Source organism: Streptomyces sp. NPDC007863, from assembly GCF_040633895.1.
Taxonomy (GTDB): Bacteria; Actinomycetota; Actinomycetes; order Streptomycetales; family Streptomycetaceae; genus Streptomyces.
This window is the reverse complement of sequence record NZ_JBEYEI010000038.1, coordinates 23254-41961: the sequence shown is the minus strand read 5'-3', so window position 1 is coordinate 41961 and position 18708 is coordinate 23254. Positions and strand designations below refer to the sequence as shown.

Genomic DNA, 18708 nt, shown 5'->3' with positions numbered 1-18708 from the left:
CCCCTAAAACAACACCTTTCCTCTAACACTCTTCCCCACCCCCCCGCTCTTCCGACCTCGCGCCGCGCTCCCAGCCCCCCCGCAGCCGGGCCTGACCCCGGCCCGCCCCCGGGGCCGCCCCGGGGCCGCGGTCCGCAGTCGCAGTCCGCAGTCGTCGTCCGTCGTCGTCCGTCGTAGTTCGTTGTCGTCCTGCAAGGAGAGTCGTATGCCATCCACGCCGCCCTCCCGCCGCCCGCGCGGCCCCGCGGTGCTCGCCGCGCTGCTCGCCGGAGCAGCCGCCGCCTCGTACACCGCCGCGCCCGCCCAGGCCGCGGCCCGGGTGCCGATGCACCAGTGCTGGGTCAACGGCGTGTCCGCCCCGCCCGGCGAGCTCGTCAACGGCACCTCGGGCGACGACAACATCTTCTGCGACAGCGACCTGGAGAACGTCACCGTCTGGGGCGGCGGCGGCAACGACATGATCGAGGTGCGCGGCCTGGTCATCGACTCGGCCGTCATGGGCGGCGACGGCGACGACGTCATCCGGGCCAAGCACCTGGTGCCGCAGAACGCCTCCAGCATGGTCCGCGGCAACCGCGGCAACGACGTCATCAAGGTGGCCACGGTCGTCGGCGAGGGCGCCGAGCACGGGGCCGTCGTGCACGGCGACGACGGCGACGACAAGATCACCACCGGTTCGGTGAGCGGCGCGCCCGGCAAGTTCAACCGGGGCGGCGGGATCGTCACCGGCAACGACGGCGCCGACACCATCAAGGTCGGGGTCGTCGACTTCTCCGGCCGGGTGCTCGGCGGCAGCGAGGCCGACACCATCGAGGCCGCGGGCCTCGGCCCCGAGTCGGGCGGCCTCATCCAGGCGGGCCCCGGCGACGACACGATCAGCGGCCCCGGCGGCGCGATCCTCACGGTCGGGCCGCACTGGGGCATGGTCGACGCGGGCGTCGGGAAGGACACCTGCACGGTGAAGTCGGTCTCGACGCGGACCTCGATCAGCGCCTGCGAGGTGCTGCCGAAGGCCGCCCCGTCCGGCACGAAGCCGCAGGCCCCGTCCGGCACGAAGCCGGCGGCCCCGGTGGGTGCCAAGCCGGCCGCGCCGGTGGGCGCCCAGCACGCGGCTCCGGTGGGAGCTCCGCCGGCCGGCTGATCCCCACCCGCGCATCGGACACCCCCCACCCCCCGCACCACCGCCCGGCGACCCGCCGCCCCCCAGGGTCGCCGGGCGGTCGCGCGGGGGTCAGCCGTCGTCCCGGGCCGTCGCCCAGTGGCAGGCCACGCCGCGCTCCCCGCCGCCCGCGCGCAGGACCGGCAGGGGCTCCGTACGGCAGCGGTCGGCGACCGGGGCCGCCTCGCCCGAGGCCAGGACGTGGCAGCGGGCGTGGAAGCGGCAGCCGCCGGGGATCCGGGCCGGGTCCGGCGGCTCGCCGGCGAGCACCACCGGGGCCGTCTCCGACTCCGGCAGCACCGAGAGCAGCGCGCGGGTGTACGGATGGCGGGGCGCGGTCAGCACCGACTCGACCGGGCCCGTCTCCACCACCCGGCCCAGATACATCACCGCCACCCGGTCCGCGATGTTCCACGCCAGGCCCAGGTCGTGCGTCACCACCAGGGCCGAGAGGCCGAGTTCGTCGCGCAGCCGGAGCAGCAGGGCGAGGATCTCGCCGCGTACCGAGGCGTCCAGGGAGGCCACCGGCTCGTCCGCGACGATGAGTTCGGGCTCCAGGACGAGCGCCCCGGCGATCACCACCCGCTGGCGCTGCCCGCCGGACAACTCGTGCGGGTAGCGCAGGAAGAAGCGCTCGGGCGGGCGCAGTCCGGCCCGGGCGAGGGCCTCCGCGACCGCCGCGCGCTCGTCGCCTTCGTGGCCGTGGATCCGCAGGCCCTCGGCGACCGCCTCGTACACGGTGTGCCGGGGGTTGAGGGAGCCGCTCGGGTCCTGGAGGACGAGCTGGGCGCGCCGGCGGTAGGCCTTGAGCGCCTTGCCGGAGTACGCGAGCGGCCGCCCGGCGAAGGAGACCGTGCCGGCCCCGGGCCTCACCAGGCCGAGCAGGGTCCGCGCCAGGGTCGTCTTGCCGCAGCCGGACTCGCCGACCAGGGCCACGATCTCGCCCGCGCCGATCTCCAGGTCCACCCCGTCGACGGCCCGGGAGGGCGGCGCGCCGCGCCGCCCGGGGAAGGCGACGTGCACCCCGCTCGCCGTCAGCAGCGCCTCCGTCATCGGCTCTCCTTCCCCACGTGGACGCAGGCGGCCCGGTGCCCGGCGCCCGCCGTCCGCAGTTCCTGGTCGTCCTCGGCGCACCGCGCCACCGCCACCGGGCAGCGCGGGTGGAAGGCGCAGCCGTCCGGCAGCGCCGCCGGGTCCGGCGGGTCGCCGGGCAGGCCGCGCGGCGCCCGCCGCGAGGCCGGGTCCCCGATCCGGGGGAACGCCGAGGACAGCGCCCGCCCGTAGGGGTGGGCGGCCGCCCGGTACACCTCGCGGGCCGGGCCCTCCTCGACGATCCGGCCCGCGTACATGACGGCGAGCCGGTCGCAGGTGTCGGCGAGCACCGCCAGGTCGTGGCTGATCATCATCAGGCCGATGGACTCCTCGGCGACGAGCCGCTCGATCAGCCGCAGGATCTGCGCCTGGATCATCACGTCGAGCGCGGTGGTCGGCTCGTCGGCGACGATCAGGCGCGGCTCGCAGGCGAGCGCCATCGCGATCATCACGCGCTGGCGCTGTCCGCCGGACAGCTCGTGCGGATAGCCGGCGGCCCGGGAGGCCGGGAGGCCGACCTGTTCGAGGAGGGCGGCGACCCGCTTGCGGGCCTCGGCGGGGGTGGCCCGCCGGTGCACCAGGAGCGGTTCGGCGATCTGGTCGCCGATCCTGCGCACCGCGTTCAGCGAGTGCATCGCGCCCTGGAAGACGATCGAGGCGCCGGCCCAGCGGACCGCCCGCAGCCGGCCCCACTTCATGGCGAGGACGTCCTCCCCGTCGAGGACGATCTCCCCTTCGAGCCGGGCGGTCGTCGGCAGCAGCCGCAGCAGGGCGAGCGCCAGCGTCGACTTGCCGCAGCCGGACTCGCCGGCCACGCCCAGCTTCGACCCGGCCTCCAGGCTGAGGTCGACCCCGCGCACGGCGGGTACGGCCCCGGCCCCGGAGCCGTAGGTGACCCTCAGGTCCCTGATCTCCAGGAGGCTCAACGCCCCACCCCCAGCCTCGGGTTGAGCACGGATTCGACGGCCCGGCCGCAGAGCGTGAAGGCGAGCGCGACCAGCGCGATCGCGATCCCGGGCGGGGCCAGGTACCACCAGTGCCCGGAGGAGACCGCGCCCGCCTCGCGCGCGTCCTGGAGCATGCCGCCCCAGGAGACGACCGTCGGGTCGCCGAGGCCGAGGAAGGCGAGGGTGGCCTCGGTGAGGATCGCGGTGGAGATGCCGAGGGTGGTCTGCGCGAGCACCAGCGGCATCACGTTCGGCAGCACGTGCCGGGCCATGACGTGCCGGTGGCCGCCGCCGAGCGCGGTGGCCCGCTCGATGTACGGGCGGGACTCGACGGCGATCGTCTGCGCCCGCACGAGCCGGGCGGTGGTCGGCCAGGAGGTGACGCCGATGGCGAGCACCACCGTCCACATCGACCGGGACATCACCGTCGCGAGCACGATCGCGAGGACCAGGGTCGGCATCACCAGGAACCAGTCGGTGATCCGCATGACGACCGTGGAGAGCCAGCCGCCGTAGTGGCCGGCGAGGACCCCGACGAGGGTGCCGATGGCGACGGACAGCGTCGCCGCGAGCAGTCCGACGAGCAGCGAGATCCGCGCGCCCCAGACCAGCAGGCCGAGCAGTGAGCGCCCGAACTGGTCGGTGCCGAGCGGGAATTCCGCGCTCGGCGGCTCCAGGGCCGTACCCGGGGCGTTCGTCACCGACTGGACGTCGGCGCCGACGGTCCAGGGGGCGGTGAGCGCGAGCAGCGCGATCAGGGCCAGGCCGGCGAGCCCGTACAGGCCCGCCCGGTGGTTCCGGTACGCCTTCCAGAAGCGGGCCGCGGAGCCCCTGCGGCGCTCCCATGTGAGAGAGGTCATCGGCCCACCCGGGGGTCGAGCAGCGGATAGAGCAGGTCGGCGATCAGGTTCATCAGGATCATCGCTCCGGCGAAGACGACGAACAGGCCCTGGACGAGCGGGAGGTCGGGCACGCTGAGCGCCTGGTAGAAGAGTCCGCCGAGCCCCGGCCAGGAGAAGACGGTCTCCACCAGGATCGAACCGGCCGCCACGTGGCCCAGGTTGATGAAGACCATGGTGACGGTCGGCAGCAGCGCGTTGGGCACCGCGTGCCGGCGCCGCACCTCGTCGTCCTTGAGCCCCTTCGCCCGGGCGGTCGTCAGATAGTCGCCGCCCATCTCGTCGAGCAGCGAGGAGCGCATCACGAGCAGCGTCTGCGCGTAGCCGACCGCGACCAGGGTCACCACCGGGAGGACGAGGTGGTGGGCGACGTCGAGGACGTACGCGAAGCCGGTCTCGCCGGTCCCCGACTCCATGCCGCCGGTCGGGAAGAGCCCCGGGACCGGGCCCATGCCCACCGAGAAGACGATGATCAGCAGAAGTCCGAGCCAGAACGACGGCACCGACCACAGGGTGAGCGCGATGCCGGTGTTCACCTTGTCGCCGAGGCGGCCGTGCCGCCACGCCGAGCGGGTGCCGAGCCACAGCCCGAGCGCCGAGTAGAGCACCACGGCGACGCCGGTGAGCAGCAGCGTCGCGGGCAGCTTCGCCGCGATCAGCTCGCCGACCGGGGCGCGGAACTGGAAGGAGGTGCCGAGGTCGCCGGTGAGCGCCTTGGCGCAGTAGTCGGTGAACTGCTGCCACAGCGGCAGGTCGAGGCCGAACTGGCGGCGCAGGGTGGCCAGTTGTTCGGCGGAGGTGGGGATGCCGTGGGTCATCGCCTTCACCGGGTCACCGGGGATGATCCGGAAGAGGAAGAAGCTGGTGACCAGGACGGCGAAGAGGGAGACGAGCGCGCCGCCCAGCTTCCCCGCCGCGTGGCGGAGATAGCCGGAGGCGACGCCGGTGCGGGGTGCGCCGTCCGTGGCGCGGGCCTCCTCGGCCCGCGCCACGCCGGCGGGGGTGCTTGCCGTCGTCATCGCTACTCGCGGTCGTCGGCGGTGGCGCGCCGGCGCATCCGGAAGAGGAGCAGTCCGCCGGCGGCGACGACCACGGCCGCCCCGACGCCGATCAGGACGCCGGTCGAGGAGGAGCCGGAGCCGTCCCCGGAGCCGCCGGCGGAGGCGGCCGGCACGGCCGACCACCAGGACCAGTAGCCGTCCTGCCCCCAGAGGTTGCCCGCCGCTTCGGGCATGGTGGTGATCGACGCGATCTGGTCGGTGCGGTACGCCTCCAGGGCGTTCGGGTAGGCCATGATGTTCATGTACCCCGTGTCGTACAGCCGGGACTGCATCCGCTTGACCAGGTCCGCCCGCTTGGCGGTGTCGTACTCCACCGCCTGCTGCGCGTAGAGCGCGTCGAACTCCTTGTCGCAGATGAAGTTGTCGGTGGCGCCGGTGTCCTTCGGGGTGGCCGGGAGGGTGCCGCAGGTGTGGATGGAGAGGACGTAGTCCGGGTCGGGGTTGACCGACCAGCCGTCGAAGGCGAGGTCGTAGTCGCCCTTGACCCACGGGTCGGAGACGCTGTCCAGGCACTCGACAGTCAGGCCGATGCCGAGCGCGCCCCACCACTCCTGGAGGTACTTGCCGACCGCCTTGTCGTTGGGGTCGGTGGCGTGGCACAGGATCCGGAAGTTCAGCGGCTTGCCGTCCTTGCCGAGCCGCTTCCCCTCGCCGTCCTTCCTGTACCCGGCGGCGAAGAGCAGCTTGTCGGCGCCGGTCGGGTCGTACGTCCGCTTCTGCTCCGGGCCCGGCTTCCAGAAGTACGAGCCGAAGCGCGGCGGGATGTACCCCTCGCCCTCGACGGCGTGCCCCTGGAAGACCTTGTCGACGAGGGTGGCGCGGTCGACGGAGAGGAAGAGCGCCTTGCGCACGGCCGGGTCGAGGAGGGCCGGGTGGCCGTTGCCGAAGGTCTTGCCGTCCTGGGCGCGGGCGCCGGGGTTGGTGGCCAGCGCGTAGAAGCGGCGCCCGGGGGCGTCGTTGACCTTGATGTCCTTCTGCGTCTTCAGCGCCGCGGCCTGGGCGGGCGTCAGGTTCGGTACGAAGGACACCTCGCCCTTCTGGAGGGCGGCGACGGCCGCGTCCCCGTCCTTGTAGTACTTGAAGACCAGCTCGTCGAACTTGGGGGCGCCGCGCCAGAACGTCTTGTTCGGCTTCAGCTTGATGTACTGGTCGACCTTGAAGTCGGTGATGACGAAGGGGCCGTTGCCGACGATCGGGAACTGCTGGTCGTTGTTGAACTTCGAGAAGTCGCCGACCTTCTCCCACACGTGCTTCGGCACGATCGGCACGTCGAGGGCGGTCATCGTCGCCTGCGGCTTCTTCAGCCGGATGACGAGGGTGCGCGGGTCGGGGGCGGTGACCTCGGCGAAGTTGGCCGTGAAGCTGCCGTTGGCGGTGGCCGCGTTCGGGTCGGTCATCATCTTGTTGAAGGTCCAGGCCGCGTCCTCGGCGGTGGCCGGCTTCCCGTCGGACCAGGTGGAGTCCTCGCGGATCTTGTACGTCCACGTCAGCTTGTCCGCCGAGGCGGACCACTCGGTGGCGAAGGCCGGGACGGTTCTCGCGTCCTTCGCGTCGTAGTTGGTGAGGTACTCGTAGGCCAGCCGGTGGATGCTGGTCGAGGTGAGCTTCTGGGCCAGGAACGGGCTGAGCGAGTCGATGCTCTGCGAGACGGCCACCGTGAGCGTCGTACCGCCGGACTTCTCGTCCCCGGCGGCGGCCGGAGCGGCGGCCGCGGTGGCGGTCGCGGTGGCGGGGAGGGCCGCGAGCGAGGCGGTGGCGAGGGCGGCGGCGAGCAGGAGACGTGCGGTCCGGCGGGGCCGGTCCGGCCGGCGGGAGAGTGGGCGGGAGGGAACCTTCGTGACCATGACCATGGGACGTGACCTCGCGTCGGGGGATCTGTCGTGGAGTCGTGGATCTTGGGCTGACGTCAAGTGAAGCGAAGATGTATCAGCGGTGGTCTGCCGTCGTCAACGATGACTCAAACCCCGTGTGGACTGCGGGAATGCAAGGAGGCTCCGTACCGGTGAACCGGTACGGAGCCTCATTGGTCTACTCCTGTGACGCCCTACTGCTGAGGGGCTGGCGGCGCCTGCGGGGGCGCCTGCGGCGGGGCCTGCGGAGGCAGCGGCTGACCGAACGGCTGCCCCGGATCGGGCTGCTGCCCGTACGGCTGCGGAGGCTGCCCGGGCTGCCCCGGCTGGCCGGAAGTCGCCGCCGGCGGATAGGGCTGCTGCCCGTACGGCTGACCGGGATATCCGCCCTGACCGGGCATTCCGGGCTGGCCGGGCTGGGGGTACGGCTGCGGCTGGCCCTGCGGCGGGTACGGCTGACCGGGCGCGGGCTGACCGGGGGCGTACTGCCCCGGCACCGGCTGCCCGGGGTACGGCTGTCCGGGCGCGGGCGGAGCGCCGTACGGCTGCCCCGGGGCGGGCTGTCCCGGCTGTCCGGGCGCGGCCGCGGCCTGGCCCGGCATCGGCTGACCCGGCATCGGCTGCCCGGGGTACGGCTGGCCCGGTACCGGCGGGGCGCCGTACGGCTGACCGGGGGAGGGCTGACCGGGCATCGGCTGACCGGGGGCGTACTGGCCCGGCATCGGCGGCGCCATGTGCGGCGGCATGCCGCCCTGGGCGTCGCCGGTCCACAGGCCCTGCGCCTGCTGCGCCCGCGCGAAGTCCTCGGCCACCATCGCCGAGAGGTCGAAGTACGCCTCCCGGGTCTTGGGCCGCATCATGTCGAGGTCCACCTCGGCGCCGGCCGCCAGGTGCTCGTCGAAGGGCACCACGATCACGCCCCGGCAGCGGGTGCGGAAGTGCTGCACGATGTCCTCGACCTTGATCATCTTGCCGGTCTCGCGGACTCCCGAGATGACCGTGATCGAGCGCTGCACCAGATCCGCGTAGCCGTGCGCCGACAGCCAGTCCAGCGTCGTGGAGGCGCTGGAGGCGCCGTCCACGGACGGCGTGGAGATGATGATCAGCTGGTCGGCGAGGTCGAGCACCCCGCGCATGGCGCTGTAGAGCAGACCCGTGCCGGAGTCGGTGAGGATCACCGGGTACTGCTTGCCGAGGACGTCGATGGCCCGCCGGTAGTCCTCGTCGTTGAAGGTCGTCGAGACGGCCGGGTCCACGTCGTTGGCGATGATCTCCAGGCCGGACGGCGCCTGCGAGGTGAACCGGCGGATGTCCATGTACGAGTTGAGGTACGGGATCGCCTGCACCAGGTCGCGGATGGTCGCCCCGGTCTCGCGCCGCACCCGGCGGCCGAGCGTGCCGGCGTCCGGGTTGGCGTCGATCGCCAGGATCTTGTCCTGCCGCTCGGTGGCCAGGGTCGCGCCGAGCGCGGTCGTCGTCGTGGTCTTGCCGACACCGCCCTTGAGCGAGATGACCGCGATCCGGTAGCAGGAGAGGACGGGGGTGCGGATCAGGTCCAGCTTCCGCTGCCGCTCCTGCTCCTCCTTCTTGCCGCCCAGCTTGAAGCGGGAGGCCGCGCCGGGGTTCCGGCTCGACTTCGGCTTCTGCTTGTTGTTGCGCAGCAGCCGGTCGGAGGAGAGCTCGACGGCGGCCGTGTACCCGAGCGGGGCGCCCGGCACGGACCGCTCGCGCTGGTCGTGGGTGACCGACTGCGGCCAGGCCGCCCCGGTCCGGGGGTCGACGCCGCCCGGCGGGTAGCCGTACCCCTCCGGCCCCTGCGGCGCCTGCTCGCCGGGCCCCTGCGGGTAGCCGTATCCGCCCGGGACGGGGGCCTGCGGCGGCACTCCCTGCCCGGCGGGCGTCGGAGCGGACGGCTGGGGCTGAGGCTGGGGCTGCGGGTGCCGGCCGGGGTGGGGGTAGCCGTAACCGCCCTGCGCGGCGGCCGGCGGCTGCGGATAGCCGTAGCCGGCGGGCGCGCCGGGGGCGGGAGCCGGTGCCTGCGGCTGGGCCGGCGGCTGTGCGTGCGGCTGTGCCTGCGGAGGCAGGGCGGCGCCCTGGGGGTACCCGTACCCGCCCTGCGGCGGTACGGCTCCGGGCGCGCCGGCCACCGGCTGCCCGGGCCACTGCTGCGCGGGCGCCGGGGCCTGCGGGGCCTGCGGTGCTTCGGGGGAGGCGGGCGGGAAGTCCGGCGGCAGCGGCGGCAGGGCACCGCCCGCGTCGGCCGGGACGACGGCGTCGGCCGGGGCGGCGGCCTCGACCGGGGCGCCCTCGGCGGGCAGCGGAGCGGCCGCGGGGACGGCGTCGGCGGGCGCGACCTCGAAGTCGGCGTCGGTTTCCACGGCGGCGGCGGACTCGTCCGTCTCCGTCTCCGTCTCCGTCTCCCGGTCCGTGTCGGCGTCGGCGGAGTCGGTGACGTCGGCCGCGACCACCGCCTCGGACTCGGAATCGAACTCGAACTCGGGCTCGGCCTCCGGCTCGGTCGTCGTCGGCTCGGCCGCGACCTCCGCCGTCGGAACCTCCGGCGTCGGCTCCGCGGCCGCGCGCGGGTCCTCCGCCTCGGCGGCGGGGGCCGACCCGTCCGCGGCCGGGACCGGCGGGACGTCCGCGCGGGCCAGGCCCGCGGCCTCCGGGGAGCCCGGCAGGGGGCCGGCCGCCGCGTCGGGCACGGGCTGCGCGGCGGCGTCGTCCTGCCGCAGCGCGGCCGGGTTGAAGCGCATGGTGGAGCCGCTCTCCAGATCGCCGCCGCCGAAGGGCGCCGCCGGGGCCGGCTGCGCGGGCGCGGGCGCCGGGTACGCGGGCGGCACGCCGGGCGCGGCGGGCTCGGAGCCGTACCCCTCGTACGGTCCGGGCGCGGGCGCCTGCCCCGGGATCCGGCCCGGCACGGGCGCGGCCGGGGGGTACGCGGCCGGGGCACCGGCCTCGGGGGCGTACCCGCCCTGGGGCGCGGGCGCGGGGGCCGCCGGGTAGCCGGGCGGCGTGCCGGGGGCGCCGGCCTCGGAGCCGTACGCCCCGTAGGGCCCCGGCGGCGGGGTCTGCGGCGGGGTCTGCGGCGCGGTCTGCTGGGGAGCCTGCGTCCAGCCGGGCTGGAGGCCGGCCGGGGGCGTCCCGGGCACCGGGAGCGGCGCACCCGTCGGCGGCGGGGGAGTGGCACCGACGCTTCCCGAACCACCCGGCGCGTTCTGCGTGTACCAGGCCGGCGGGGTGTAGTCGATGGTGAACTCACCCGTCATCTCGGCGGGATCCGCGTCGGACTCGTCGGCGGGCACGTTCCAGCCCCCGCGGATCTCGTCACGATCGCCGTTCACTTTGCCTCCTGGTGTGGTCGAGCACCCTTGTGCCGTCGTGCGTCGGGGCCACCGTTCGCTGCCGGTCGGGCGGCTCTCCCCCTCGGACCCGGCGACCGTTCCGAGGGATACTCCGCCGCGCCCCCACCCACCCTAAACGCCCCCGCCGTCAGGGCGGCAGGCCCGTCCTCCCCCGGAGGCCCCGGTTCCGTCCGGGAGCGCGGCCAGGGTGACGCCGGTGCGGCGGAGCGTGAGGAGGTGCCGGGGGCGAAACCGTACGAGCCGGGGCAACAGGGGGTATTGCGTGCCGCCTTGCCGGCCTTGCGCCGACGTCTGTCCCTTGCCCGAACGGGTGATGCGACGAACCGGCGGCCGGGTACCCGTTTCCGGGCCCCCGACCGCCGGTCCGACACGCGCCCCGCCACCGGAGGGCGGGGCCGTGGGCTCACTTCAGATCGAACTCGCCGTCCCGCGCGCCGAGCACGAAGGCCGTCCACTCCGCCTCCGTGTACCGCAGCACGGTGCCGTGGTCCAGCGAGGAGCGCATGGCGACGGCGCCGTTCGGTAGATGGGCGATCTCGACGCGCTCCTCGTCCGGGCTCGTGCCGGGGGCGCCGATCCACTCGACGTCCGAGATGTCGAGGGCGTACAACTCGTCCTTCTCCTGCGCGCTCCCCATGGGAGTTCCTTTCGTTCACGGCCAGTCGGCGGACCATGTGTCCCGTGGCGCGGGGGAGTTGGGCCCCACCCGTGCCACCAGGGGAAATACTAGGGACACCGGCTCCCGCGCGGGGGCCGCTTCGACGAACCGTCGCGCCGGGCCGTTCCTCTCAGTCCATGCGCCGGGCCGTGCCGAGCAGGCCCGACTCCGCGTCCGTGGCGTTGGTGATGACCCAGTGCCGCTCGCCGCCCGCGCACCACAGCGTCACGCCGTCCGCGAGCGTCGGCAGCGCGTCGACCTCGGTCCGCGTCAGGCCCAGGATGCGCCCGGTCTGCTGGGCCTCCTGCGGAGAGACCCGCTGGACTCCGACGAGGGTCGCCGCGCGCATCAGCCGCGGGGCGACCGGGCTGAGGTACGGAAGGAGCGTCAGCACCGACTGCCACGGCGAGGAGACGACCCGGCCGCGCGGCGGCCGCATGCCGCAGTCCCGCACCACGACGGCCGGGCTGCCGACGGTCGCGCCCAGCGGCGGGACCCGGCCCACGTCGTGGAGGGTGATGCACTCCAGGCCCGCGCCCGCCGCCTGCGCCAGACCCACCCACGCGTGCGGGCGGCCGGTCTCGACGACGACCCGGGAGCCGGTGGCGGCGGCGCGCAGCGCCAGCACCTGCGCCGTCCACAGACCGCCGATGAGCAGGACGTCGTACGGCGTCGAGCGGTGGAAGCCCACCAGCTGCGAGCGGCCCTCGGAGTCCTCGCCGATCACCACGCCGTCGTCGCCCACCGGGAGGGAGAGCGCGCCGAGTTCGGCCGCCGGGACGGTGTGCCCCGCGTGCCGCGGGCCGATCAGACCGCGCAGCCCCTTCACCGCTCCACCACGGCCCATCATCGAGCACCCCCGAGAGGCATCGTCGCCAGCACGCCCGGCAGCTGCTCGCGGTCCAGTCGCAGCAGGCCGACCTTCGCGGTGCGCGCCGCCTGCTCCAGGGTCCGGCGCACCCGGACCAGTTCGTTGTCGGAGCCGCCGGTGACCCGGACGTGGCCGCCGACCTCCATCGTGCCCTGGCGCGTCCCGCGCCGGACGGTGAGGCTGAAGGTCGTCGCGTACGCGGGAACCGAGGTCAGCAGCGAGACCAGGCGCGGCAGCGGCGCCGCGCCCCGGCCCAGCTCGGGCCAGCGCCCGACCGCGTACGTGGTGTGCCAGCGGTCGTCGCACCGCCAGACGCGGGAGGTCTCTGCCGTCCGCCGCTGCGGCGCCGCGTCCGCCCGGCCCGCCCGCGCGGCCGCGTGGGGACTCGTGCAGGCGGCGGTCGCGATCGTCGAGTTGACCTCCTCCTGGTCCAGGACGACCGCCTGGAAGCCGGCGCCGGTGATCCGGCTCGCCAGGTGGTCGGCGATCCGGACCAGACAGCGCTGCGCGCCCTCCAGGCCGCCGCCGCGCGCCGCGACCGCCTCCTTGCAGCGCTCGGGGTCCAGCTTCACCGCCACCCAGGTCAGCCGTAGCGCGGGCGCCCCGGTCCGCTCCTGGAGGGGGGTGTACGAGAGGCGGGCCACGGCCTGCTGGGGGAGGTGCGGCGCGGGGGCCGGGCGGACCTGCTGCACCAGCTGGACCGACTCGACCACGATGTCGTCGACCTCCAGGGCCTCGCCGAGGAGGGTCAGCGGGAAGGCGCGGGCACCGAAGACCGGCCGCAGCGCCGAACCGCTCGCCTCGACGCGCAGCACGGCGGTCAGGAACGTGCCGTCGCCCAGCATGCCGACGGTGCGGTGGTTGCGGTCGACGTACGGGCGGGCGCCGAAGCCCCGCACGCTCTCGGTGACCGGGGCGAGCGCCGGGTCCGCGTCCGGCGCCGAGGGCGCGGTGTCGCGCCGTCGCGAACGCAGCGCGAGCGCCGTCCCCATCCAGTCCTGCACCGCCTGGCCGCGACGGCGTATCACCGCGAGGAGCACGAGGACGCCGGCCACGACACACGTCGGGACCAGCCAGAGCCCGCCCATCACGAAACCGACGGCCACCAGCGCGAGCGCCGCCTCCACCAGCACGAGCTGACGGAGATGGACGGGCCCGACGCGGCTCGTGCGCGACAGCGGGCGGAGCGTCGTCGTCGCCGGGACGACGGTCTGCGCGGCCCCCTGCGCCGGTGCGCCGCGCCGCGCTTCACCGCGCTCGTTGCTGCGTTGCCGTCGGGAAGATTGAGGCGCTCGGCCGCTGGTCCGCCGCCCGTCGCGCGCACGCGTCGCCGTACCCATCGCCGCGTTGCCCCCTCGTGTCCGTAATAGCCGAATTCCCCTGGGCGTTGACCGGGCGATCACCCTACCTGAGCGGTGAGACACGGGTGCCGCCAGGCATAGTAGGGGGCGGCGGGACGGCGGAAGGACCCGCCGAGTGTGGCAACCTGGTCGGCCGGCGGGGAGAGGGACGACACAACAGATGGCATCACGACGCGACGAACTGAACGCCTACACCTTCGCGAAGCGGAGATTGGTCGCCCAGTTCGTGCAGCCGAACTCGACGGGCTCCGAGGAGGGCGCGCCGCGCCCGCTGCGCGCGGTGGTGCCGGGCGCCATCGTCGGCGCGGTCGTCCTCGCCGTCTTCGGGGCCTGGGGCATGTTCAAGCCCGTCGCCCCCAAGGACTGGGACAAGCCCGGGCAGAACGTGATCATCGCCGACAAGTCGACGACCCGGTACGTGGTCCTCAAGACCGGCGACAAGCTCCAGCTCCACCCGGTCCTCAACATGTCGTCGGCGAGGCTCCTCCTCGACCCCGACAAGGAGAAGATCATCACGGTCGCCGAGTCGGTGCTCGACAGCGGCAAGATCCCGCACGGCGCCACCCTCGGCATCCCGTACGCCCCCGACCGCCTCCCCGAGCCGAAGGAGGCCGGCGCCGCCAAGCGCTGGGCCGTCTGCGAACGCCCCGGCGAGGGCGGCCGCGCCATCCAGAAGGCCGCCTTCGTCCTCGCCGCCCGCGAGGAGGCCAGGACCGACGGCGCGGAACGCCTCACCGGCGGAGAACTGCTCTACGTCGAGGGCCCGGACCGCACCCGCTACGTCGTCGACGCCAAGGGGACCGCGTACCCCGTCGAGAAGGACGAACTGCTGCTCCGCCAGCTCGTCGGCCAGGGCCGCGTCGCCCAGCGCGTCTCCGACGCCTGGCTGAAGACCCTGCACAAGGGCGACACCATCTCCTTCCCGAAGCTCCCCGGCGAGCCCGGCGCCGCCGCCCGGGTCAGCGGCCTGTCGCCCGAGCTCGCCAAGGTCGGCATGGTGCTCACCGCGACCGACGGCACCGGCTGGAAGATGTACGTCGTCCTCCAGGACCGGGTCGCGCCCATCACCGACTTCACCGCCAAGCTGCTGCTCAACAGCCGCCAGCTCGTCGAGCTCGGCCAGGCCGGCCAGGCCACCAAGCTCAGCGGCGGAGCCTTCCAGCCGGGCGCCGCCTTCGGCCAGGACAAGAAGTGGCCGAAGGCCGAGCCCGTCCCCGTCAACGAGGCGGGCACCGGCGAGGGCAGCCGCAACACCGTCTGCAACGTGCTCCGCGGGGTCGACGCCGACAACGGCCGCACCACCCTCAGCACCTGGGCGGGCAAGGACTTCCCCGCCACCCTGCCGACCGGCTCCAGCAGCGCCTACGTCACCCCCGGCTCCGGCCAGCTCTTCCGCCAGTTCACCGGCTCCACCACCACGACCGGCTTCCTCTTCCTCGTCACCGACACCGGCCTGCGGTACGCGATGCAGTCCAACGGCGACACCGCCACCGACGACTCCGGCATCGGCTCCTCCGGCTCCGAGGAGGAGAAGCAGGCCCGTCAGGCCGAGGCCCAGCAGGCGCAGAACCGCCTCGGCTACAAGAACATCGAGCCGCTGCCCGTACCCGCCGAGTGGTCCACCTTCCTCCCCACCGGCCCCCGTCTCTCCACCGGCGGCGCACGCCAGCCCCAGGGCTCATGAGCACGCCGCCGCGCCGGCCCCGGCGCCTGCCGCTCACGCGCGTCCCGCTCCTCGCGGCCGCGACGACGCTCTGCGCCCTCGGCCTGCCGCTCTCCACCGCCTCCACGGCGGCGGCGGACGACGGCGGCCAGTGCAACTTCCCCAACAAGAAGTACGAGGGCCGGCCCTGGTCCCTCCAGCGCGTCCAACTCGACGAACTCTGGGCGCAGTCCACCGGCAAGAACGTCCGCGTCGCCGTCATCGACACCGGCGTCGACGTCCGCAACCCCCAGCTGGCCAAGGCCGTCGACGCCAAGAGCGGGATCAACCTGATCCCGAAGGACGCCAAGGACGCCAACGGCTACAAGCTGAAGCGCGGCAAGGAGAACGGCACCACCGACACCGTCGGCCACGGCACCAAGGTCGCCGGCATCATCGCCGCCCGCCCCGCCAAGGGCACCGGCTTCGTCGGCCTGGCCCCGGACGCCGTGATCATCCCCATCCAGCAGAACGACGCCGACGGCCACGGCACCACGACGACCCTGGCCGCCGCGATCCGCCACGCCATCGCCAAGGGCGCGGACGTGATCAACATCTCCCAGGACACGGCGGACGCGGTCAAGCCCACCCCGCTCCTGGAGCAGGCCGTCAAGGCCGCCCTGGACAAGGACATCGTCGTCGTCGCCTCGGCCGGCAACGACGGCCTCGGCGGCAACGTCAAGGCCACCTACCCCGCCTCGTACGAGGGCGTCCTGGCCGTCGCCGCCTCCGACCGCAACAACGAACGCGCCGCGTTCTCCCAGTCCGGCGACTTCGTCGGCGTCGCCGCGCCCGGCGTCGACATGGTCTCCACGGTCCCCCTCGGCGGCCACTGCGCCGACAACGGCACCAGCTTCTCCGCCCCCTACGTCGCCGGTCTCGCCGCCCTGATCAAGTCCGAGCACGACGACTGGACCCAGGAGCAGATCGTCGCCCAGATCCAGCAGACCGCGGAACGCTCCGTGGCCGGCCACGACCGCCTCGTCGGCTGGGGCGTCGTCGACCCGGTCAGGGCCCTCACCGAGGACGACAAGCCCATCGAGAAGCCCGTCGCCCGCGAAGGCGTCACCCGCGCCGAGGCCCCCACCCCCGCCGCCGTCCACATCGGCGAGACCCCGGAACAGCGCGCCGCCCGCCTGGCCACCTACGTCGTCGTCAGCGGAGGCGTCCTGGTCGCGGTCATCGCCGGCTCCGCGGTCGCCGTCCGGGACCACCGCCGCAGACGCGCCACCGCAGCGCCAGGCCGGTGATCATTGCAGACGCACACGCCTGATAGCGTCCGGTGAGCAGGGCGATTGTAGAAGTCTCGTGACGAACAAGAGACTTGGGGCCGTCAGTAGCTATCACTAGAGTGGTAGGCGCGCGAACGGGGATGGCGAGTCTCCACGATCGCAATGCAGGACAGCAGGAGCAAACGGGGAGGATTGGCTCGTGTTTCACGTGACGGGTGACGGGGGTGGTGACCGTGGGTGACCTTCAGACCGGCGTCGGTGCGCTGAAGAAGTTCCGGGACAAGGTCGACGGAGTCATCAAGGACCTGGAGACCGGCGCCGGCGGCGCCTCGCAACTGGGACAGAACCGCGTGACGCGCTCGTCGTTCGGCACGGGGATCGCCTTCGCCGAGGCCGACGGGTTCTTCACCGCGTACGAGCAGGTCCACTCCTCGCTCGTCGCCCTGTCGAAGTCGCTCAGCGGCCAGATCGAGCTGCTCCAGATCGGCGTGCACGCCGCCGACGTCGGCTACAGCAACGTCGAAGAGGACCAGCGCAGGCGCTTCTACGAGATCCGCACCCGCCTCAGCGAGGAGCGCGCCGAGGCCATCCAGCGCGAGCAGCAGGCGCGGAGCAAGCAGCCGGCGCAGCCCGCGAAGGAGAGCCAGGACTCCGGCAGCGTTGCGAAGGACATGAGGTGACGATCGATGAGTGACGAGAAGAACCCGAACCCGAGCAAGCCCCCGCAGCCGGAGCTGACGCCCCAGGAGCAGGAGCAGGCGAAGGACACGGCCCAGATCGAGGCCAAGCACCAGACCACGGAATTCCTGGAGAAGCTGGACGACATCCGCCTGCCCTTCCCCTTCGGCGGCGATGTCCGCCTCAGGCCCAAGGGCAGCGTCTACGGCTCGACGTCCTTCGAGGGAGCCCGTCTCAACGACATGCTCGACCTCCTCGACAGCGCGAACCCGTCCGCGCTGGAGCAGGCGGGCGAGGCCCTGGAAGCCGCCACGAAGTCCCTCAACGCCGCCGCCAAGGAGCTGACCAGCTTCGTCGGCAGCGTCGAGTGGAAGGGCGACGCCGCCGTCGAGTTCCAGCGTTACGGCTCCGAGGTCGCCACCTACGCCTGGGACATCGGCAAGGTCGCCAACGCGGCCGGCTCCCAGATGAAGGTCGCCAGCACCGGCCTGACCTCCGTCCGCAACGCCAAGCCGCCGCGCGACACCCGTGCCGTCCAGAAGAAGCCCACGGAGTTCACCGAGGTCGAGAAGACCGAGAAGAAAGAGGAGTACCAGAAGGCCCTCCAGGTCGAGAAGGACCGCCAGGAGGCCATCAACCAGATGAACCGCCTGGCGTCGTTCTACGCGGTGTCGCAGAGCACGCTGGCGGGCCAGGAGATGCCGAAGCCGCCGGAGGCGTACAAGGCGGCGGTGCCGCCGCCCACCGGCAAGGTCGGTGGAGCCGAGGAGTTCGGGGTTTCCGGTTCGGGCTCCTCTCGCGACGGCTTGTCGAGGGCGTCGTCCGGTCACATCAGCTCCGTCGAGGACCGCACCTCCCCGACGATGCCCCGCACCGGCGATCAGCTCGACGGCTCCGACCCGATCCGCGAGAAGCCCTCGGACGACACGAGGGTCCAGATCGACACGGTCAAGACGCCGCCGGCGCCCACCCTCCCGCACACGCCTCCCATCCCGACCGCGCCCACGAACACCCCGCCGCCGACCGGCCCCGGGATGCCTCCGCCGCTCACGCTCGGCACGCCGCCGCGCACCGGCGGACCCAAGATCACCGGGAACCCGGCTGTGCCGCGTACGGCCCCCGGCCGGACCGGCTTCGGCCGTCCGGTCGGCCCGACGACCTCGCCGGCCGTCGGCCGCACGGGCGGACCGAAGGGACCGGTCGGCCCGCAGGCGTTCGGACGCTCGGGCGGCCCGACGAACTCCCCGATGGTGGGGCGCCCGGGAGGTCCCACGAACTCTCCCATGGTGGGCCGTCCGGGCAGTCCGACGAACTCCCCGACGACGGGCCGTACCAACGGCCCCGTGGGGCGCTCAGGCGGACCGCCGGCCACGTCCCAGTCCACGCAGGCAGGCCGCAACCAGCCGCAGACGGGCCGCCCCGGGCAGCCCGCGACGGGCCGTACGGCCGGCGGCAAGGCGAACCCCATCATGGGTGGCACCCAGCAGCGCCCCACCGGCGGGAACACGGGTGCGCGGATCCCGAGGGGCACGGTCGTCGGCAGCGAGGGCCCGGCCGCGGGCCGCACGGCGGGGGCACGTCCCAGCCAGGCCGGCGTGGTCGGCGCCAACAACGCCAAGGCGGCGCCGCGCCCCGCCGGACGAGGCACCCCCAGCTCCAACGGAGTGGTCGGGACGCCCCGTGGCATGGCCGGCCGCGGCAGCCAGCGCCCGGACCGCGACGAACAGGACCGCGACGGCTCTTCGCGTCCCGACTACCTGACGGAAGACGAAGAGACCTGGACGAACCGTCGGCGCGGCGCCGTCCCGCCGGTGATCGACTAACCACTCGGAA

Annotated in this window: 14 protein-coding genes; 5 read left to right on the top strand and 9 right to left on the bottom strand. The window is 73.7% G+C overall.

Going from position 1 to position 18708, the window contains the following annotated elements; genetic code table 11:
• The first annotated feature begins 205 nt into the window (after nt 1-205).
• The gene (locus ABZ621_RS36105; RefSeq protein WP_360611195.1) at nt 206-1141 is read left to right on the top strand and encodes a hypothetical protein; all 936 of its coding nucleotides are present in this window, start codon (nt 206-208) and stop codon (nt 1139-1141) included.
• 90 nt (nt 1142-1231) lie between these two features.
• Here ABZ621_RS36105 and ABZ621_RS36100 read toward each other — a convergent pair whose 3' ends face one another.
• The 9 genes from ABZ621_RS36100 to eccE all read right to left on the bottom strand — a co-directional run bounded on the left by ABZ621_RS36100 (nt 1232) and on the right by eccE (nt 13242).
• Nucleotides 1232-2212 (bottom strand): ABC transporter ATP-binding protein, encoded by a 981-nt coding sequence (locus ABZ621_RS36100; RefSeq protein ID WP_360611193.1) that lies wholly within the window; start codon nt 2210-2212, stop codon nt 1232-1234.
• A complete protein-coding gene (locus tag ABZ621_RS36095) occupies nt 2209-3177 on the bottom strand; it encodes an ABC transporter ATP-binding protein (RefSeq protein WP_360611191.1) in 969 nt (322 codons plus the stop codon). The genes ABZ621_RS36100 and ABZ621_RS36095 overlap by 4 nt, the downstream gene beginning before the upstream one ends.
• Nucleotides 3174-4058, bottom strand: coding sequence for an ABC transporter permease (locus ABZ621_RS36090; protein ID WP_360611189.1), 885 nt, complete (start codon nt 4056-4058; stop codon nt 3174-3176). The genes ABZ621_RS36095 and ABZ621_RS36090 overlap by 4 nt, the downstream gene beginning before the upstream one ends.
• Entirely contained in the window at nt 4055-5116 is a 1062-nt protein-coding gene (locus ABZ621_RS36085; protein WP_360611187.1) for an ABC transporter permease, read from the bottom strand. Before ABZ621_RS36085 ends, ABZ621_RS36090 begins: the two co-directional genes overlap by 4 nt.
• Nucleotides 5117-5118: 2 nt before the next feature.
• Nucleotides 5119-7002, bottom strand: coding sequence for a peptide ABC transporter substrate-binding protein (locus tag ABZ621_RS36080; RefSeq protein WP_360611198.1), 1884 nt, complete (start codon nt 7000-7002; stop codon nt 5119-5121).
• 200 nt (nt 7003-7202) lie between these two features.
• On the bottom strand, nt 7203-10352 hold the full coding sequence (locus tag ABZ621_RS36075) for an SCO5717 family growth-regulating ATPase (RefSeq protein ID WP_360611185.1): 3150 nt from the start codon (nt 10350-10352) through the stop codon (nt 7203-7205).
• A 424-nt stretch (nt 10353-10776) separates the two neighbouring features.
• Nucleotides 10777-11010 (bottom strand): DUF397 domain-containing protein, encoded by a 234-nt coding sequence (locus ABZ621_RS36070; RefSeq protein ID WP_189949914.1) that lies wholly within the window; start codon nt 11008-11010, stop codon nt 10777-10779.
• A gap of 151 nt (nt 11011-11161) precedes the next feature.
• Complete coding sequence (locus ABZ621_RS36065; protein ID WP_360611184.1) at nt 11162-11878, bottom strand: hypothetical protein; 717 nt, start codon at nt 11876-11878, stop codon at nt 11162-11164.
• Nucleotides 11878-13242: a type VII secretion protein EccE gene (eccE, locus tag ABZ621_RS36060; protein ID WP_360611183.1), complete on the bottom strand. Its 1365-nt coding sequence runs from the start codon at nt 13240-13242 to the stop codon at nt 11878-11880. Before eccE ends, ABZ621_RS36065 begins: the two co-directional genes overlap by 1 nt.
• A gap of 181 nt (nt 13243-13423) precedes the next feature.
• Between eccE and eccB the strand changes: the two genes are divergently transcribed.
• The 4 genes from eccB (at nt 13424) to ABZ621_RS36040 (ending at nt 18698) form a co-directional block, all read left to right on the top strand.
• On the top strand, nt 13424-14947 hold the full coding sequence (gene eccB, locus ABZ621_RS36055; protein WP_360611181.1) for a type VII secretion protein EccB: 1524 nt from the start codon (nt 13424-13426) through the stop codon (nt 14945-14947).
• Nucleotides 14944-16215: a type VII secretion-associated serine protease mycosin gene (gene mycP, locus ABZ621_RS36050; protein WP_360611179.1), complete on the top strand. Its 1272-nt coding sequence runs from the start codon at nt 14944-14946 to the stop codon at nt 16213-16215. The genes eccB and mycP overlap by 4 nt, the downstream gene beginning before the upstream one ends.
• A gap of 215 nt (nt 16216-16430) precedes the next feature.
• Nucleotides 16431-16877: a hypothetical protein gene (locus tag ABZ621_RS36045; protein ID WP_360611177.1), complete on the top strand. Its 447-nt coding sequence runs from the start codon at nt 16431-16433 to the stop codon at nt 16875-16877.
• 6 nt (nt 16878-16883) lie between these two features.
• Nucleotides 16884-18698 carry a hypothetical protein gene (locus tag ABZ621_RS36040; RefSeq protein ID WP_360611175.1) on the top strand — a complete coding sequence of 605 codons (1815 nt, stop codon included), beginning with the start codon at nt 16884-16886 and terminating at the stop codon, nt 18696-18698.
• The last annotated feature ends 10 nt before the right edge of the window (nt 18699-18708 follow it).